At 69.9% G+C, this 18,687-nt stretch carries 10 protein-coding genes; 4 read left to right on the top strand and 6 right to left on the bottom strand.

All coding sequences use genetic code 11. From position 1 onward, the window contains the following. Positions 1-229 precede the first annotated feature (229 nt). Entirely contained in the window at positions 230-5,695 is a 5,466-nt protein-coding gene (locus tag B1729_RS15500) for a family 16 glycoside hydrolase (protein WP_163633649.1), read from the bottom strand. Between the two features lie 201 nt (positions 5,696-5,896). Between B1729_RS15500 and B1729_RS15495 the strand changes: the two genes are divergently transcribed. The 3 genes from B1729_RS15495 to B1729_RS15485 are packed head-to-tail and all read left to right on the top strand — an operon-like array spanning position 5,897 to position 9,373. Beyond that, complete coding sequence (locus B1729_RS15495) at positions 5,897-7,003, top strand: substrate-binding domain-containing protein (RefSeq protein ID WP_163633647.1); 1,107 nt, start codon at positions 5,897-5,899, stop codon at positions 7,001-7,003. Between the two features lie 43 nt (positions 7,004-7,046). Beyond that, the gene (locus B1729_RS15490; protein ID WP_163633645.1) at positions 7,047-7,688 is read left to right on the top strand and encodes a TetR/AcrR family transcriptional regulator; all 642 of its coding nucleotides are present in this window, start codon (positions 7,047-7,049) and stop codon (positions 7,686-7,688) included. Next, positions 7,685-9,373, top strand: a complete 1,689-nt coding sequence (locus tag B1729_RS15485) for an MDR family MFS transporter (RefSeq protein WP_163618535.1) — start codon at positions 7,685-7,687, stop codon at positions 9,371-9,373. Before B1729_RS15490 ends, B1729_RS15485 begins: the two co-directional genes overlap by 4 nt. 16 nt (positions 9,374-9,389) lie before the next feature. Here B1729_RS15485 and B1729_RS15480 read toward each other — a convergent pair whose 3' ends face one another. The 5 genes from B1729_RS15480 to B1729_RS15460 form a co-directional block, all read right to left on the bottom strand. Then, complete coding sequence (locus B1729_RS15480; protein ID WP_163633642.1) at positions 9,390-10,208, bottom strand: isocitrate lyase/phosphoenolpyruvate mutase family protein; 819 nt, start codon at positions 10,206-10,208, stop codon at positions 9,390-9,392. 154 nt (positions 10,209-10,362) lie between these two features. Continuing rightward, positions 10,363-13,125, bottom strand: coding sequence for a TIM barrel protein (locus B1729_RS15475; RefSeq protein WP_163633640.1), 2,763 nt, complete (start codon positions 13,123-13,125; stop codon positions 10,363-10,365). Positions 13,126-13,189: 64 nt separating this feature from the next. Continuing rightward, complete coding sequence (locus tag B1729_RS15470) at positions 13,190-14,953, bottom strand: thiamine pyrophosphate-binding protein (protein WP_163618532.1); 1,764 nt, start codon at positions 14,951-14,953, stop codon at positions 13,190-13,192. Beyond that, a complete protein-coding gene (locus B1729_RS15465; protein ID WP_163633638.1) occupies positions 14,950-15,837 on the bottom strand; it encodes a citryl-CoA lyase in 888 nt (295 codons plus the stop codon). The genes B1729_RS15470 and B1729_RS15465 overlap by 4 nt, the downstream gene beginning before the upstream one ends. Then, on the bottom strand, positions 15,834-17,285 hold the full coding sequence (locus tag B1729_RS15460; protein ID WP_163633636.1) for an aldehyde dehydrogenase family protein: 1,452 nt from the start codon (positions 17,283-17,285) through the stop codon (positions 15,834-15,836). The genes B1729_RS15465 and B1729_RS15460 overlap by 4 nt, the downstream gene beginning before the upstream one ends. Positions 17,286-17,590: 305 nt before the next feature. Here B1729_RS15460 and B1729_RS15455 point away from each other — a divergent pair. Then, positions 17,591-18,687, top strand: a 1,097-nt coding sequence (locus B1729_RS15455) for a PQQ-binding-like beta-propeller repeat protein (RefSeq protein ID WP_163633634.1), incomplete at its 3' end; no start/stop codon positions are given.

Below are 18,687 nucleotides of genomic sequence, written 5' to 3'. Positions count from 1 at the left end.
CGAGCGAGGAACGAGCGAGACGAAACGCCCCGAGCCGGGCGCCGCGGGTCGGCCCGACGCGTTTCGTCTCGGTCGCTGGCGCTCCCTCGCTCAACGACCGATATGCACATCCCCCGGTCGTTGAGCGAGCGAGGAACGAGCGAGACGAAACGCCCCGAGCCTCCGCAGAGCCCCGGGCGCGCTTCGTCTCGCTTCTCCCGCTCAACCGCCGATGAACGGCATCCGTCTCCTACTTCGTCACGGTCACCTTGAGGGGCGCGCTCACCGTCGTGCCGGCGGCGTTCGTGAACTCCACCGTGTAGGTGTACGTGCCCTTCGCCTTGCCGGTGATCGGCAGCGTCGCGCGCTGCGCGTCGGGCGAGGCCGCGGTCAGCGCCCCGGCTCCGACCTCCGCGCCATTCTCGAGGAACCGGTAGGACGTGGCGTTCGTGCCCCACCACAGGTCGGCCGTGACCACGTACTTGCCGTCGCCGTCCTTGTTGTCGGCCGACAGCACGGGCTTGCCGGGCGACGCATCGGTGACCTTGACGGTGAGCGGCGCGGTCGCCGTCGTGCCCTTCGAGTTCACCAGCTCTCCCGTGAACACGTAGGTGCCGTTCGGAAGGCCCTCGATGTCGACAACGGCGCGCTGCGCGCCGGGCGTCATCATCGTGAGCGGCACCTTGGCGACGAGCTCGCCGTCGCGGTAGAGCTTGAACAGCGACCCGTTCTCGCCCCACCACAGGTTCATCGTGACCTGGAAGGTGCCGTCCTCGAGGCCGGTGTCCCAACCGTCGTTCGACGAGAGCGCGCCCTTGCCCGGCGCCGTCTTCGCGCCGTCGTCGGACGGCACCTCCGGCAGGGTGACGGATGCCGTCGCCGCCGACCGCTCGCCCTCACCGATGGCGTTCACGCCCGCGACCTCGTACGCGTGCGTGGTACCGAGCTCCAGCGCCTTCACGGTGCAGGTCGTGCCGCTCGTCTCGCACACCGGGTCGGTGCCGCCCGCCTCGTAGACGCGGTACCCGCTGAATCCCGGTCCGGTGAGGGCCGAGGCATCCCACGAGACCGTGATCGAGGTGTCGCCGGCACGGGTGGCCGTCGCGTTCTGCGGCGCGCCGGGCAGCGTCTGGTCGGCGACCGCGAGCCACGAGATGACCGGCTTCTCGCTGCCGGCGCCCTCGTTGGTGACGAGGTAGTCGACGGTGGCCGGAGCGGTCAGCGTGAAGGTGAGCGGAGCGGCGATGGGCGTGTTCGAGCCCGATAGCGGCACGGTGCCCTTCGCGAGCTCGGTTCCCGCGACCGACACCGTCTGGTACATCGCGCGGTTCACGCCCCACCACTCGGTGAACCCACCGGTGAGGGTGTAGGTGCCCGCGTCGAGCGGCAGCCGGTAGACGAGCTTCGTCGTGTCCTGGTACAGACCCGTCGAGTACTTGTCGTTGATGTCGGTGGTGCCCTTCGTCTTCATGCCGTCGGCGATGTGGCCCCACTGGTCGGCGGCCGTCGAGACCTGGTCGACCTTGTCGTTGCGCAGCGCCACCGAGCCGGCGACCGCCGTGTACTGCGGCGAGGCCGCACCGCTGGTGCCCGCGTCGATGTAGTACACCAGCGCCGGAGGAACGATCTCGAAGCCGGCGACGACAGCCTGATCGGAGTCGGTCAGGCGACCCGTCACGGTGAGCTTCGCGTACTCGGCGCGCGGCTGCGCGGCGGATGCGGCATCCCACTCCACGGCTCGCTCGGTGCCCGCGACGACGACCGTCTCGGGCAGCTCGTCGTCGACGCCCAGGGCGCCCTGCACTCCGAGATCACGCGGCAGGCTCTGCACGTACACCAGCGCGAGGCGGGCGTTGTAGCCGCTCGTGCCCGTCGTGCCGAACTCGAGGTCCACCACCGCGTCGGCATCGATCGTGAGCTTCTGCGCGACCGGCGTAGCCGAGCCCGTCGACACGGCGGTCTTGGTGGTCTCGGTGCCGGCGACCTTCACCTTGGAATACACGTTGGTCGTCAGGCCCGCACGCGGCGCCTGCACGCCGACGATGTTGTACGAGCCGGCCGGCAGCGTCAGGTGGTAGGTGATCGGCTTGTTGAAGTCCGCGCCGACGTACGACGAGGCCCAGTCCTGCGGGTTGCCGGCAGCCAGCGTCGTCGCGGCGGTGGAGTAGCCCCACGTCTCGCCGACCGCTGCGCCGTCCCACTTCTGGTCGCTCGTGTCGTTGAGCAGCTCCGGGAAGGATGCCGCGGCCGCGGCGTAGACCGATCCGTCCGGGGCACCCGAGGCGCCCGAGTCGATGAAGTACTCCAGGTCGGCCGGCACCACGAGCACCGTGGCGCTGAAGCGCTGGTACACCCCGGACGAGAGCTTCTCGGTCGAACGGCCGGTCGCGGCGAACGTGCCGAGCTCAGCCGTGGTCTTCGCTGCGGCGACGGAGCCGAGGCTCCACGTGACCTTCGCCTGCACACCGGCGAGCGTGAGCTCGGCCGGCAGCGCGCGATCGGTCGAGGTGATCGACACCACACCGAGGTTGATCACGTCGGCACTGACGTCCTTGGGCGTCAGGCCGTCGGCCGCCGCCGTCAGGCGAGCGGCGAGCGCCGCCGAGCCCTCGGCATCGAGGCCGTACGCCACCGGGTCGGCGACGGCCGACTCCGCGTCGGCGAGCACCGCCGCGAACACGGCCCACGTCTCGGCGCTGTACTCGCTCTCGTCGAGACCCTTCACGGTGTCGATCGCGGCGGTGAGCGCCGCGGTGTCCACCGCGGCGGAATCCGCAGTCGCGGTGATCACGCCCACCGCGTCGACGTTGATCGACGCATCGTTGGCGGTCTTGATGACGACGGTGTGCGCGGCGTCCTCGAGCCCGCGCAGCATGAACGTCGTCTTCTCGCTGCCCGCCGCAAACGTCGGGGCTGCTGCCGCCACGGTGACGCCGTCGACGATCACGTCGAGGGTCGTCGCTCCGTTGTTCGTGCCGATGATGTCGAGGCCGGTGCCGGTGAACGAGTACGTCATCGCCGCGCCCTTGGCGGTGCTCTTCGACGCCGTCCGCTGCCACTCGAACATGCCCTGCCCGTTCACGTGGCTCCAGCTCGCATCGAACTTCAGCACCGGGACGGAGCGGTCGTCCCAGCTGGTCTGGTGCATGCCGTCGATGATCGTCGCGTAGTACGGCGTGTAGCCGGGCACGGTCTCGACCTTCAGGTTGTCGAACTGCACGAAGCTGAAGCTCGAACCCAGCTGGATCCGTCCGGCGGCCTGCGGTGCGGCATCCGTGTACGTCGCGACCTGCACACCGTTGATGAGCGCCGTGTAGACGTTGCCGGCGACCTTCACCGCGATGTTGTTCCAGACGCCCGCGCCGGTCTTGAAGGCGACGGCCGGGGTGCCGGCGACGCTGCCGCTCGACAGCGTCGCGCCGTAGCGCATGAAGGTCCAGGCACCGGCCGGGTCGACCCGCAGCTCGGCGGCCGAGACGCTCTGCCCATTGGCCGTGCCGCCCTGCTCACGGGCGCCGATGGTCGCGTACTGCGATCCGGTCGCCTCGAAGAGCACGTCGGACGAGACGGTGTAGTTCGCCCAGCGCGCGTCGCCGATCGTGGTCTTGGGATCGCCGGCGTTCCACGCGCCGCCCGCCATACCCGGGCCCACCTGCTGGCGGAGTACCCGGTCGTGTGCGGCATCCCCTTCTCCACCGGAATACACCGTCGCGACCGACTCGAACGCGCCGTTCGTGTCGTTCGTGTAGCGGGGGGTCGCGCCGTAGTCCTCGCTCTGGACCGCGGGCGTACCTGCAGGCTTCGCCTCGGCGCCGCGGCTGCCGAGGAACGTCTCGCCGGTGTCGACGAGCTGGCCCGTCGCCGGGTCGTAGCCCTTGATCGTGCCGGCTTCGGCGTAGTCGAAGTCGTCGGCGTAGATGAACGCGTCGTCGGTCACGCCGTTGACATTTCCGCTCGCGTCGGTGTCGAGCACATCCCGGCCGCCCTCGGCGTCGGTGTACTCCTTCGACGTCGGCAGCGAGCTGCCGTAGCCGTCCTTCGCGGTGAGCTCGCCACCCGCCCCTGCGGTCGCGTGGTCGAGCGTGGTGAACGTGAGCGCCGACCACGGCTTGACCGTGACGGTGTACGAGCCGTCGGCCGCGGGCGCGACCTCGCCGACCGGCTTCAGGTAGTTGGCGTCGTAGGATTCGCCGTCGTCGGCGGCGCGCGTCTCCCACAGCTCGGCCGTCTGGTCGGAGCCGAGGTTCAGCCCGTTCGGGACGACGCGATAGGTCTTGGTGAAGCTGGAGTCGTTGATGACCACCGTCGAGAAGTCCGAGGCGTCAGGCGCGGCCAGCGTCGTGTACGACGCCCCGCCCGCACGCGCGCCACTCGGCGGGTTGCCGGTGCCGAGCTCGCTCTTGGATGCCTGCGGGATGGCACGCCAGATGCCCGCCGTGTTGTCGGCGTTCTCCCACCCGAGCTTCGCGAACTGCGTGAACTGCTCGATCACGGCGAGGCCGCCGTCGTAGTACATCCAGCCCGACCACGGGTCTCGGGCGTTGACGAGCTCCTTCGACGAGTACTGGAACCCGTCGTAGAACGACCCGATCGCCGGCTGGAAGATGTTGAGAGTACGTCGCGAGGCCGAGAAGCCGGTCGTGACCCAGTTGCCCATCTCGAGCGCGCTGTTCGTGCCGCCGAACTGCGTGCCGAAGCCGCCCTGCTCGTTGCTCGCGTTGTTGTTCGGGCGGTCGGCCGAGCTCGAGAAGGTCGACTGTCCCTCCGAGTTCCAGACCTCCTGGTCGAGCTGCTCGGCGATCTTCTTCATGTTGCCGGCGCTGTCGTCGGCACTCGAGTAGTGGAACCCGACCACGTCGACGGCGTCGCGCAGCGACGAGTCCGTGGGGGACGTCATCGCGTTGCCGAACGAGACCGGGGGTGTGCCGACCGTGTCGGCGGCGACGGTGCGGATGGCGCGGAAGAGGCTCTTCTCCTCCTCCGACGCGAAGCCGTTGTTCGGGTCGGCGGCGCTCGCGCCCTCGTACCCGGCGGCGTCGTTCGCGACCCAGCCAGAGAAGGTCTTGTAGAGCTGGATGTTGGGGTTGCTGGTCTCGTTGGTGTCGGGGTTGATCGAGTCGACCATCACGCCGAACTCGCGGTACGCCGCGATCACGGTGTTCTTGAACCAGATGTACTGGTCGGCGTCGTTCGCCACCCACGCCGGGCGGTTCCAGCGGAGGATGCTGACGTGGATGTCGCCGTGGGCCACGAGCTGCGCGTCGGCGGCGAGCTGGAAGCCCGGTTCGCGGAGCACGTTCGGATACTCGTCGCGCGAGCGCATCGTCGACGCATTCGGCCCCGTCGAGGTGTTGCGGTCGTTGCCCATCTCGATCTTGACCGTGTTCATGATCGGGTGGTCGCCGCCGAACAGCGTCTCGATCAGCTCCCAGTACTTCTCTGGATGCTGCGACTTGTAGTCGAGGAGCAGCGCACTCGTCGAGTTCGCCGACAGCACGCCGAAGCCCTTGAACGTGAGCCCGTTCTTGTTCTGCGCTGCTGCGGCGACGTCAGCGCCGTTGACGTTGACGACGACCGGGTCGGTCACCGCCGCCTGAGCCATCGTCGGCACCGCCAGCGGTGACGCGATCAGCGCCGCCGTCACCGCGGCGAGGCTGATCCGCAGGGATCGCGTGCTGCGACGAGGGGTGTTCCGGTCGTCCTTCGGACGAGGCATCCTTGCCTCCGACATCTGCGGTTCTCCGTTCCGGGGCTGCTTCCGCGCGCTCGAGGCCATGGGGCAGGCCGCGACGCACGAAGGGCACGACACCGTGCCCGCATCGAGATCCTCCATCGAGAGCGACGGATGCCGGAAGTCAATCGAACAGACTCGTTCATGCTTGAAGCGAATCGCACACAGTTGTACGCTGAGGCGATCATGGAGCCGCCCACGGACCCGCCTGCCTTCGGCCTGTCACGCCGCGAGCACATCCTCGATGAGCTGCGCCGGACCGGCTCGGTCCGGGTCACGGACCTCGCGCGGGAGCTCCGGGTGTCGGAACTCACCATCCGCCGCGACATCGGCCACCTCGCCGACCGCGGCCTCGTCACACGCGTCCATGGCGGCGCGACGCTGCGCAGCCGGCTCGACACGACGGTGCCCGCATCCGCCACCGGCGCGCCGATCCGGTTCCGGGTGGGCATGGTGGTGCCGTCGCTCAGCTACTACTGGCCGCACATCATCATCGGGGCGCGCGCTGCCGCCACGGAGCTCGGCGTCCAGCTCATCCTCCGCGGAGCGAGCTATTCGGTCGATGATCAGCGGCGCCAGATCTCGTCGCTCGTCGAATCGGGGAGCCTGCACGGGCTCATCGTGGCGCCCGAGACGCTCGGAGCCGACGGGCGGGCGCTGCTGCACTGGCTCGAAGCGCTGCCGATCCCCGTGGTGCTCGCCGAGCGCCGCGTGCCCTCCGCTCTCGCGCTCACGAAGCTCGAGTGGGTCACGACCGACCACGTCTTCGGCGGCTCGCTGGCAGCCGATCACCTGGCCTCGCTCGGACACCGGCGTGTCGGCATCCTGACGTCCGCCGGCTCCCCCACTTCGTGGCAGCTGCGGCGCGGCTGGGACCGTGCCGTGGCGGCGCTCGGCCTCGAGTGCCTCGTCGACGTCGATGCGACCCTCGACGCGCTCGACGGCGTCGCCCGCGAGGTGCTCATCGCCGAGCTTCTCGGACGGTGCCGCGAGACCGCGACGACCGCGCTGCTCATCCACAACGACCCCCAGGCGGTACTGCTGGAGCAGTACGCGCGCGACCACGGCTGGTCGATCCCCGACGACCTCGCGATCGTGGCGTACGACGACGAGGTGGCGGAGAGCGCCGAGCCCGCGATCACGGCACTCCGCCCGCCCAAGCAGCACGTCGGCCGGCTCGCGGTCGAGACGATGGTCGCGCGACTGGCCGAGGGCGGCCGGCGGCCGGTGCAGCGCGTGCACCTGCTGCCCGAGCTGCTGCCCCGCGACTCAACGGTGCGCCGGGCGACCTGATCAAAATTTGCACACACGCCCCTAGAGTGCAAAACTGCATGACGTGACCGATAGTGCAGATGGACTCCGCGAGCGCCGACGCTCCGAGACCACGCGCACCCTCATCCGCTCTGCCCGCCGCTTCACCGCCGAGCGTGGTCTCGCCGGGTTCACCGTCGAGGAGCTCTGCACCGAGGCTGCGGTGTCACGGCGCACGTTCTTCAACTACTTCGCCTCGAAGGACGACGCGGTGCTGGGCGTCCCTCTGGAGCGATCGGATGCCGCCGCCATCGCCCGCTTCCTCGCCCGCGGCTCGGACGGCCCCGGGCTCTCACCCAACCTGCTCACCGAGCTCGCGCTGCTCGCCGAGGAGCGCTGGCGCGCCCTCGACATCGCGCCCGACACGGTGCGTGACCTCTTCCGCGCGGTCGAGAAGGAGCCCCGCCTGCTCGCCCGCATGCTGGAACTCGGCGCCGAGGGCGAGCAGTTCGACGCGCGACTGATCGAGCAGCGCGAGCACCTTCCGTCGGGCGATCTGCGCGCGCAGGTCGCGTCCCACCTCGTCGGCGCACTGGTGCGCTCGGCGGCCGGCGAGTTCCTGAAGCCCGGCAACGACGACACCTTCATCGAGATCTTCGAGAGGCGCGTCGCCGCGGCACGCAGCCTCTTCGCCACACAGAACGCACTGATGGGAACCCCCGAATGACGACCGCCACGATCCCGACCGTCACGCCCGGTGGCGACGCACCCTTCCTGCTGACGCAGCGCCGCATCTGGATCATCTTCTCCGCCCTGATCGCGGGCATGCTGCTGTCGAGCCTCGACCAGACGATCGTCTCGACCGCGATGCCCACGATCGTCGGCGAGCTGGGCGGCGTCTCGCACCAGGTGTGGATCACGACCGCGTACATCCTCGCGACGACGATCGTCATGCCGATCTACGGCAAGTTCGGCGACGTGCTCGGCCGGCGCCGGCTGTTCATGGCGGCGATCGCGATCTTCACCCTGGCTTCGGTGGGCTGCGCCTTCGCGACCGACTTCTGGATGTTCGTGGTCTTCCGGGCCCTCCAGGGCGTCGGCGGTGGCGGACTCATGATCCTGTCGCAGGCGATCATCGCCGACATCGTGCCCGCCGACCAGCGCGGCAAGTACCTCGGCCCCATCGGCGGCATCTTCGGCCTCGCAGCCGTCGCCGGACCCCTTCTCGGCGGATTCTTCGTCGACCACCTCACCTGGCAGTGGGCGTTCTACATCAATATCCCGATCGGCATCGCAGCGTTCTTCGTCGCCGTGTTCGCCCTGAAGCTGCCGAACAAGAAGGCTGAGAAGCCCATCGACTGGCTGGGTGTGCTGTTCCTGTCGGCGGCGACGACCTGCCTCATCTTCTTCACCGACTTCGGCGGCTCGGCCGACCACGGCTGGGAATCGACGGCGACGTGGGCGTGGGGCGCCGGTCTCGTCGCCTCCGCCGGGCTGTTCGTCTTCACCGAGTCGCGTGCGGCCGACCCGATCATGCCACTGTCGATGTTCCGCAACCCGATCTTCGTCAACGCCACCGCGATCGGCATGGCGATCGGCATCGGCATGTTCGCCGCGCTCGGCTTCGTGCCGACGTTCCTTCAGATGTCGTCAGGCACGTCGGCTGCGGCATCCGGTCTTCTCATGCTGCCGATGATGGTCGGCGTCATGGGCACGTCGATCGCCGCGGGTCTGCTCATCACGAAGACCGGCAAGTACAAGGTGTTCCCGATCATCGGCACGATCATCGTCGGCGTCGCGATGATCCTGATGACGACGCTGACGGCCTCGACCCCGATCTGGCTGATCTGCACCTACCTGTTCCTGTTCGGCGTCGGACTCGGCTGCATCATGCAGGTCGTCGTGCTCGTCGTGCAGAACGCCGTGCCCGCATCCGATCTCGGCACCGCCACGTCGACGAACAACTACTTCCGCGAGATGGGCGCCGCGCTCGGCATCGCCGTGTTCGGCACGCTGTTCACCACGCGTCTCACCGAGAACCTGACGACGGTGTTCACGGATGCCGGAGCAAGCCCCGAGCAGGCCGGAGAGGCGACCTCGACCATCGACCCGTCGGTGCTGAGCACGCTGCCCGACGCGGTGCGCACCGGAGTCGTCGACGCCTACGCCGACGCGCTGGCGCCGGTGTTCTGGTACCTGGTGCCGTTCATCGCCGTCGCGTTCATCCTGGCGCTCTTCCTCAAGGAGATCCCGCTGTCGGACGTCGCCGGGCTCGTCGCCCGTGGCGAGGCGATCGGCGGCGAAGAGGCCGAGCGCCTCGAAGCGGAGCAGCGCAGTGCGGTCGATCAGGGCGACGCGGCGCCGGAGCCCGGCGGCCGACGGCCGCGGCAGCGCGACCGCGCCGGCCGATAGTCGGGACGCGCGCGGCTCAGGCGCCGAAGCGGCGCTGCATCTCGGCATAGCCGAGGGCGCCGTCGAGGAAGCCGAGCGTGCCGGACTCCTTCAGTTCGCGTCCGGCGCGCTCGACGAGACTGAGTGCGGCGCGGGCGATGCTGCCGCCGACGCTCACCCGGGACACCCCGAGCCCGAACAGCGTGTGCGCCGGGATGACGTTCGAGGCGAGCCCGGCGACGACGTTGAGTGGTGCGGGGACGGCGTCCGCGAGGCGCCGGATGGTCTCCTCGTCGTTCACCCCCGGCACGAAGATGCAGTCCGCGCCGGCGCTGACGTACCGGCGGGCGCGCTCGACGGTCTCCTCGAACGGGTCGCCGGCGACACTGCCGAGGTAGGTGTCGGTGCGAGCGTTCAGCACGAAGGTGCCGGGCCGCGCCGCCGCCCGCGCCGCGGCCAGCCGCTGCACCGCTTCCTCGATACCGAAGAGCCGGCCGTCCTGGGCGTCCTCGATGTTCGCGCCCGCGACGCCCAGCCTCGCCGCCCGCGCCACGGTACGGCCGACCTCGGCCGGCGAGTCGCCGTAGCCCGCCTCGAGGTCGGCGCTGACCGGCACGCCGACCGCAGCCACGATCTCGGCGACCCGCTCGAACATGGTGTCGGGATCCAGCGCGTTCCCATCGGCGACGCCGCACGCCCAGGCGATTCCCGCACTCGTGGTCGCGATGGCGGGGAATCCCACCTGCTCGAGGATGCGGGCAGACCCCGCGTCCCACGCGTTGGGGATGATGAACCCGGGGCCGGCGTGCAGCACGAGCAGCGAGGTGGCCCGGCTCGTGAACCTGAGGTCGTCCATGGCTTCTCCCATCCGGGGTGCGGGCGTCAGACGGCGGGAGGCCGTCTCCGTTCCGGCACCGTATCAGCCGGGCGAGGCGGTGGCGCGGGGCCGGTACGCGGCGAGGAAGACCGCCGCGCCGGCGCCGGCGCGGGCGCGGGCGCCATCGGCAAAGTCAGACCTGAAGCTGATCCTGATCACGACGACCGGGAAGCTCCGCGGCGTCGAGGTGGCGGCGAGCGGCGGCGATCGCGAGGCGGGCGTGCTCCTTCCCGCCGACCTGCGCGACGAGCGTCGCTCGCGGAATCTCGAGCGCGAACGGGAGACCGGCAGGGAGGGCATCGAGGATGCCGAGCATGTCGATGCCCCCCTCGCCCGGGAAGAGCCGCTCGAAGCGTGCGGTGTGGATCAACTCGGCAGTGGTCGCCGGGATCTCTGCGGGGGCGTCGCACACGTGCGCGTAGTGGAACCACTCGGGCGGAAGCTCCCGCAGATCCTCCACACTCGACCGTGAGCGGGCGAAGTGCAGCAGGTCGATGAGCAGGCCCGCATTCGGCTGATCCGCCGCTCGCAGGACGCGCGTCGCTTCCGCGAGGTCGGGCGTCTCCGTCCATGACGGGAACTCGAGGTCGATCGTGAGGCCCAGAGGAAGCGCCAGCTGACAGAGCTCCGAGAAGCGATCCGTCTTGCGGGCGAAGTCCGAGTCGGGCAGCTGGGCGATGACGTGGCGCGCTCCCAGTTCCGCACCGGCCTCGAGGAAGCGCAGGTAGTCGCGGGGGCTGTCGCCCGAGGTGATGCGCGCCAGTTCGATGTCTAGCACCTCCACCCCGGTCGCCGCGAGATGCGTCTTCGTCCTGCGCATCAGCGCCGGGTCGTACGCCAGCGGGTAGTGGGGTTCCTGCGGGGTGACCTTGGTCATGCGCAGGCCGACGTAGCGGTATCCGGCGGCGGCCGCGGCATCCACCAGTTCCGGCGGCGACAGACTCAGCGCCGTGAGGTGGGCCAGCGAGTAGTCGTGACGATGCCCGACCGTCGACTCGGTCGGGTCGCTCGCCAGTGTGCGCATCCGCTGCCGGCGATGGGCGGCCATGCGCAGAGCGACGCTGCGCGGGTCGCCGAAGCCGTCGTAGCCGTGGATCCGCTGCACCACCTGGAAGAAGACCCGCGAGCCGAGCATCTCTGTGAAGAAGTGCAGGAACTCCCCCTGCGCGTCGCGGTCGTAGAGGATCGAGTTCTCGCGCAGCGCCGCGACGAACTCGGCGGGCAGCGCGAGCCGCGCCTCGAGGTCGTCGTAGTAGTTCGCGGGCATCTCGAGGATGGGCGCCCGGCGCTCGCGGACCGCCCTCGCGCAGGCGATGGCGTCATCCGTGGCGAAGGCCACCAGCTGCGGGCTCGTGACACCCGGCGACCAGTCGCCCCGCCGGAGCGGGTTCGTGCTGAGAGCGACGCGGACGCAGCCGTCGGGACCGCTGGCGGACCATGTGCGGATCAGGCCGAAGGGTGCGGTGATCTCCGTCAGCGGCCGGGGGACGAGGCCGAGCACGGAGTGGAAGAAGAGCGCGGACTGGTCGAAGTCGTCGATCGACTCGGTGACCGATACGTGGTCGATGCGAGTCAGGAGCGGTGACGCGTCGGCCCCGGCCGCCTCGGTCGGGGTCTCGATCGGCGCGAAATCCTCGATCCAGGGGGTGCCCCCGGTGGCGTCGCAGAAGAACAGCGCGGTGCCGTCCGGCGTCGCCACCGACGCGAGATCGGTCTCGTCCGGCGCCCGGCGACGGGCGAGCTTCGGCGCCAGCAGGCTCTCGGCCCGCCGCATCGACGCGGCGGCATCGGCCGTCTGCACCGCCAGGGCGCAGATCGCCGCAGTGGCGGGGTCGATGGAACGCTCCGGGGCGGAGTTGAGGAGCACGCGGGCCTCGCCCTGCTGCCACAGCTGCACCGGCTTGGAACGGTGCTCCCCCACGTGCGAGAAGCCCAGGCCGGCGAGGGCTCGCGAGACGAGCGGCCCCGAGACCTGGTCCACCGCGAGCTCGGCGAATGCGAAACCCTCGAGTCGGGGAGCCGGGGGCAGCTCGCCACCGGCGAGCGGAGCGGGCGCATCGTCGGGGTCGCGCGCGGCCACCGCCTCGGCCAGCGCCCGCATCGAGCGCATCGCATCGATGGCGGCGTGCCGGGGATCCTCCTGCTGATAGATGTCGTTGAAGACCTCGATCGCAATGGGCCCCGAGTAGCCCGTCGACAGCAGACGGCCGAGGAAGCCGGCGACATCGAGGGCGCCCTGGCCGGGGAACATCCGGTAGTGGAGGCTCCACTCCCGGACGTCCATGTCGAGACGGGGCGCGTCCGCCAGCTGGACGTGGAAGACCTTGTCGGCGCTCACTCGCGACACGGCGTTCGCGTCGTTGGCGGGCGAGAGGACGTGGAAGCTGTCGAGACAGAGCCCGAGTGCGGGGTGGTCGACCTCCTCGATGAGACGCCACGCGTGCTCGTACGTGCGAACCCGGCCCCACGGCACAGCCTCATACGCCAGGCGAACGCCGCTCTGCGCGGCCCGCTCGGCCAGAGCGTGCAGCTGCTCCGCCGTCAGGCCGTCGTCATCGACGCCGTCGTCCGTCCTCGACGAACAGCACACCAGCACGCCGGCCCCGAGTTCGGAGAGCAGCTCGAACTTGCGCTCGGCGCGGCGGAGGGCAGCACCGAAACGGTCCGGCGGAACCGTCTCGACGTGGAACGGCTGATAGACCTCGACCGAGAGGCCGAGGTCCGTGGCCTCCCGGGCCACCCGCCCGGGAGACCACGTCGACATGATGAGGTCGTACTCGAGCATCTCGATGCCCGAGAAGCCGGCCGCGGCCGCGGCACGGAGCTTGTCCTCGATCGTGCCCGACAGGCACACGGTCGAGATCGACACGTCCAGCACGCGCTGTGCCGGGCTCATGATCGGCGTGCGGTGTACATGATCGGACCGCCTCACGAATCGGTTCGTCGCCGTGTGCGACGGGTCAGGGGGTGGCGACGTGCTCCACGGTCTCGCCGGGGGCGTAGATGTCGAGGATGTTCCAATGACCTGACGTGGGCGTCGGCACGTTGACCATCGACACATCGATCACGACGGGACGCTCGAGCGCGATGGCCCGCTCGAGCGCGGGCTTGAACTCCGCCGCAGACTCGACCTTGATGCCGGTGACACCATAGGCCTCGGCGATCGCGGCGAAGTCGGTGTACAGCGGGTCGTCGGCGCTGCCGAACACCGTCCCGTAGGTCGTGTCGAAGGCCGCCTTCTCGAGGCCGGCGATCGTGCCGAAGGCGTTGTTGTTCATCACGACCCAGACCACCGCGATGCCCTGCTCGCGGGCGGTCGAGAGCACCGCCGGATTCTGCCCGAAGCCGCCGTCGCCCACGAGCGAGACCACGACGCGGTCCGGGCAGGCCATCTTGGCGCCGACCGCGGCCGGCCCGCCGAAGCCCATGGTCGCGAAGCCCCCGGGGGTGAGGAAGCTCCCGGGGGTGAGGATGTCGAACTGCTGCCCCACCCCGTTCTTGTTCCAGCCGACGTCCGTGGTGATGATCGCGTCCGCCGGCAGCACCTCCCTCGTCTCGGAGAGGATCCGCTCGGGACGCATCGGCCACGCATCGGATGCCTGGGCCTCGGCGTTCTGGAGCTTCAGCGTCGCCCGGTTCGCGGCGATCTGCGCCAAGAGCTCGGTGCGCCGCACGCCGTCGGGAGCCAGCCGGCGGGCCACCCGCAGCAGCATCGCCAGCGCCGACTTGAGATCGGCCAGCGCGCCGATCTCGAGCGGGTAGTTGCGTCCCAGCTCGGCCGGGTCGACGTCGATCTGCATGAGCTTCGTACCCGGGATGTCGAAGGTGTACTCCGCATACCAGGAGCTCGAGTCCGCTTCCGCGAACCGCGTGCCCAGCGCGAGGATCCAGTCCGCGGTCCGGGTGGTCTCGTTGGTGAACGCCGTTCCCCAGAACCCCGTCATCCCGAGCACCAGCGGGCTGTCGTCGGGCACCGCGCCCTTGCCCATCAGGCTGTGGGCGACGGGAAGCGAGAGCAGCCCGGCGAATTCGGCGAGCTCGGGTGCCGCGCCGGCGGCGACGATGCCGCCACCGACGTACAGCACCGGCCGCTCGGCATCCAGCAGGTTCTGCACGATCCGCTCGGCGACCGCCTCGTCGAGGCCCGGCTTCGCGAGCGCGCGGGTGTTGCCGACGACCCTGTCGAACAGGGCGACGTCGACCTCGGCCGAGAACACGTCCATCGGCACGTCGACGAGCACGGGACCTGGGCGCCCGCTCTCCGCCAGCGTGAACGCCTTGTCGAGCACCTCGGCGATCAGGTGCGGCTGATCGACGCGCCACGCCCGCTTGACGAAGGGGCGGTAGATCTCATACTGCGCGGCATCGGCGTGGAGGTTGATCTCCTGGTGCGGGTGCTTGCCGAAGTAGTGGGTCGGTATGTCGCCCGCGATGACGACCATCGGAATCGAGTCCAGCGCCGCGTTCGCGACACCGGTCGTGGCGTTGGTCAGACCGGGACCGAGATGCGTGAGGACGACCCCGGTGCGCCGGGCCGCCCGCGCGTAGCCGTCCGCCGCGTGCGCCGCGATCTGCTCGTGCCGCACGTTCACGAAGGAGATCTGATCGCTCTTCTCGAGCGCGGCCAGCAGCGCGATGTTCGTGTGACCGCAGAGGCCGAAGACGTGCTCGACGTCGCGTGCTTCCAGGTAGCGAACGATCTGGTTCGAAACCAGGTCCCTCATGGGGTGCTCCTTCTCTCGTCGCCGGCGCCCGCGACCGATCGGCGCGCCGGGCCCGTGTACGTGTATCCGATGGACTTGGGCAGCGGCCCCTTGATGCGGCCGCCCTGGACCATCTGCTCGCTGGCGTGCGCCAGGATGCCGACCGAGCGCGCGAGGATGAACACGCCGCGCCCGAGCTCGGGGGTGAAGCCGAGCTCGCAGTAGATGACGGCGGTCACTCCGTCGACGTTCATCGGGACGGGCCGGGGCTTTCCGGCGCCGATGGCCGCCTCGACGGCGCGCCCGATCGTCGCGAACCGTCCGCTCACCGTGCCGTCCGCCGCCGCGGCGTCGACCAGCGACAGCAGCCGGGGGGTGCGCGGGTCGAGCGGATGGAACCGGTGCCCGAATCCGGGGATGTAGGTCACGCCCGCATCCCGCCGGCGCTCCAGGACGAGGCGGACGGCTTCTTCGAGCTCCTGCCCCTGCTCGCACTCGGCGTCGATCTCGAGGTACAGCTCCATGCACTGCTGCCCCGGGCCGCCGTGGATGTCGTCGAGCACGTTGATCGCCGACGCCATGGCGCCGTTCACCGGCACGCCGCACGTCGTCGCCATTCGGGCGATCGCGATCGACGGAGCCTGCGGTCCGTGGTCGACGGAGGCCACCAGGGCGGACTCGAGCAGCGTCGCCTGCGCCCGCGAGGGCAGTTCGCCCCGCAGCATGAGCCAGATCGTCTCGACGAATCCGACGTTGCCGATGAGCTGTTCGATCGGGTAGCCGCGCAGCGCGATCTCGCCGGGATGGATGTCGATAATGTCGGTCTGCCACCATCGCCGCGCCTCGTCCACGAGCTCCTCGGCTGACATCCCGCTCTCGGGGCCGCGGTCTTCGGCGGCGCTCATGGCGTGGCCGCCGCAGCCTCGGCCGATTCCAGTGCGGGGTCGTAGAACTCGCCGAACAGCTCCTCGTCGGTAGGCCGATCCTCCTCGATCGTGCGCGAGACCCACGTCGTGTTCAGGTAGTGACGGAGCGACACGTTCTCGGACGTGATGTTGCCGCCCCAGGTGCCGCATCCCATCGACGAGGTCATCGGCATCCCGTTCGTGAACGACCCGGCGTTCGCCTTCGAGTTCGGCTGCCGCACCATGATGCGCGAGACGGGCATGTGCCGTGCGAAGTAGTCGATGTGCGCATCGTCGGTCGACGCGATGCCGCACGAGTGGCCCTTGCCGCCGATCTCGTAGAGCCGCTTGGCGAGCTCGACGCCGTCCTCGAAGCCACCCTCGTACGCGTGGACCGCCATCAGGGTGGTCAGCTTCTCCTTGCAGAACTGCCGGTCCTCGGCGATCCCGTCTCCCTCGACCACGATGAACCGGCTCTCCGACGGGATGTCGAATCCCGCGGCCCGCGCGAGCTGCTGAGGCGAGATCGCCACCGTGTCGGCGAGCCGGTGGCCCTCGGCATCCCACATCACAGCCTGCAGTGCGGCCCGCTGCCCGGCGGTCGCAAGATACCCGCCTTCGGCCCGAAGCGCCTCGATCATCTCGCGGTACCGGGACGCGGGCACCAGCACGTTGCCGTCGGCGGAACAGCCCGAGCCGAAGTCCGAGGTCTTCGAGAGCATGCAGTTGCGCGCGGTCTCGCGGAGGTCGGCGGTCTCGTCGACGAACTCGGTCGCGTTGCCCGCGCCCACGCCGTACGCCGGGGTTCCCGAACTGTACGCCGCGCGGACGAGTCCCTGGCCGCCGGTGGCGATGACGAGGTCGGAGCGGCGCATGATCTCCTGCGAGGCGGCGAGGCTCGGCAGTGTGATGCACTGCAGGATGTCGGCGGGAGCACCCTCCGCCTCGAGCGCCTCGCGCATCAGCCGGACCGTCTCGAACGTCGTGTGCTTCGAACGCGGGTGCGGCGAGAACACCACGACGTCGCGCGCCTTGATCGCATAGATCGCGTTGCCGGCGGGCGTGAGGTCGGGGTTCGTCGTCGGGACGACGCAGCCGATCACGCCGACCGGCTTGCCGTACTTGACGAGCCCCTTCTCGCGGTCCTCCTCGATGATGCCCACCGAGGGACTGCGCAACGCGTCGCGAAGGACGCCGCGGATCTTCATCCGCTTGTTCATGCGGCTGTCGAAGTCGCCGAGGCCGGACTCCTCGATGCCCATCCCCACCAGCCGGTGGAACGACGAGCGATTCGCCACCGCCCACGCGACGGCACGGATCAGGCGATCGACGCGATCCTGATCGTAGGTCTCGATGACGGCGAGTGCCGCCCGCGCCCGGTCGAAGACCGCGTCGAGCTCTTCCTGCTGCGCGGTTGACAGGGGGGTGGATGCTGCTGAAGCGGCCATGACGACTCCGTCCATGGGCATTGATGCCGACGCCGCATGGTAGGCAGACGACGTCGCCGCAGACAACGAGTGTCCCACTGGGCAGAAAGCCCTCGGCGGCAGGGGCCTCTCACCCGAGCCGGAGCCGGGGGTTGTACCACTCGATGGGTCGCACGGTTGCCGCCTCCTCGGCCCGGGGTTTAGCGTCCGAGCGCTGGCCGGTGCGGCCGATCCCCCAGGGTCGGCAGCCGGACGGCATTCCCCACAGGGGCGCCGGCGGGCACGCGCCACCCGGCGCCGGATCGAAGACGATCAAGGAGCAAGGGATGCGCAAACGACTGACCACGAAGGTGGCGGCTGCGGGAATCGGGGCACTGGTGGCAGTGCTCGCGGTCGCGGCCTCACCCGCCTACGGACTGACCAGACCGGCCGAGCCGGTCCCGCCGGCAGGGCTGACAGGTCTCGAACCCACCGGTGCCGACATGCCCACGGTCGGGGGCAACCTCGGCAACCAGCACTACTCCGGCCTCACGCAGATCACGCGGGAGAACCTCGGAGAGCTCGCGCCGACCTGGCGCACGCACGTGTCGGCGGTCGCGCCGGCCAGCGACGACACCGGGCAGCAGACGACCCCGATCGTCGTCGACGGCGTCATCTACCTCGACACTCCGAGCGGCGGGGTGATCGCCGTCGACGGTGCGAGCGGCGAGCCCGTCTGGAAGTGGGAGAACACCGTCTACGGGCTGTCGGGCACGCGCCGCGGCGTCTCGGCCGGTGACGGCAAGATCTTCACGCTGGCGGGCGGCAACCGCGTCGTCGCGCTGGACCAGGCCACCGGCGCAGAGGTGTGGGCGGCGCAGCCGACCGGCGCCGACGGTGAGGATCTCGGACGCGTCGGCAAGGTCGCGACCGTCTACTACGACGGCATCGTCTACGCGCACGCCGCGGACGGCGACCGCGGCGCCGTCGTCGCACTGGATGCGAGCGACGGATCGTACCGGTGGCACTTCTTCGGCGGACCGCCGCGCGGCGAGCAGTACACCGGCGTGGACGGCATCACGTTCGACCCGTCCGAGACGTGGGGGCCGGTGCTCCCGGACGGCACCGACTGCTCCGAGGAGGGCGGCGCGACATCGTGGATGCACGGCGCGGTCGACCCCGAGCTGGGCATGTACTACATGACCTTCGGCAACGCCCGCAGCTGCAACACGTCGCAGGACGGGTCGCTCCGGCCGGGCGACAACCTGTTCTCGAGCACGATCGTGGCGGTGGACGCCGCAACCGGCGCCTACAAGTGGCACTACCAGTCGATCCATCACGACGTGTGGGACATGGACAACGCCCACCCGCCGACACTGGCCGACATCACGGTGGACGGCGAGGAGCGGAAGGTCGTCTTCTACGGCAGCAAGTCGGGCCACCA

This window comes from Microbacterium sp. B35-04 (assembly GCF_010634885.1).
GTDB lineage: Bacteria > Actinomycetota > Actinomycetes > Actinomycetales > Microbacteriaceae > Microbacterium.
Note: the sequence above shows the minus strand (reverse complement) of the source record. Positions and strands in the feature narration are given on the sequence as shown.